This is a genomic window from Neisseria sp. P0021.S006 (assembly GCF_051956895.1).
In genome coordinates this window covers 1-565 of the sequence record NZ_JBQCWZ010000956.1, presented here as the reverse complement: position 1 = coordinate 565, position 565 = coordinate 1, and the positions used below count along the sequence as shown (strand labels likewise).

Sequence of the window (565 nt, the reverse complement as noted above, 5' to 3'; positions counted from 1 at the left end):
TTGTTGATGCGGTCGAGATCGGAACCCAAAGCCTTGTATTGCCATTCGGCCAAAACCAGCAAATCGGGTTTCAGTGCCAATACTTTCTCAATCGAGAAAGTGCCGACTTCCACTTCGCCCACGTCGGCAAGCTGGTTCAGTTTAGGCACGGCTTTGCTGAATGCCGCCCAGCTTGGCGGCGCCCAGTCGGCCCAAACTGCTTTGGAAAAACCGACGACGTTGTCCAGCGCGGTTTTACCGCCGATGGCCATGTAGTCTTGGTAGTAGAAGCCCAAAACCACGCGCTTGGCAGGCAGGTCGACAGTTACCTTACGGCCGAGGATATCGGTCAGCTGAACGGGTTTGGCAAAAGCGGATACGGAGCCGACTGATAAAGCTGCGGTGGCAATCAAAGCAGAAAGTTGCGTAAATCTCATGAATCATTCCTTTAAAATATGATGATAACCATTATCTTTTTGTGAATTTAAAAGGTATTGAATCTTTTTTCAAGTGAAACGAGTGAGTAGACATATTTCGGAATAAAAAGTTTCATCATTAAAACGAAGGGATAGTGTTTATATAGGGC

The 565-nt window shown here is 47.3% G+C and carries 1 pseudogene; it reads right to left on the bottom strand.

Annotated elements, in window-relative coordinates:
* Window positions 1–416 (bottom strand): annotated as a pseudogene (locus ACTHUM_RS18125) (ABC transporter substrate-binding protein); the annotation flags it as partial.
* Window positions 417–565: the final 149 nt, after the last annotated feature.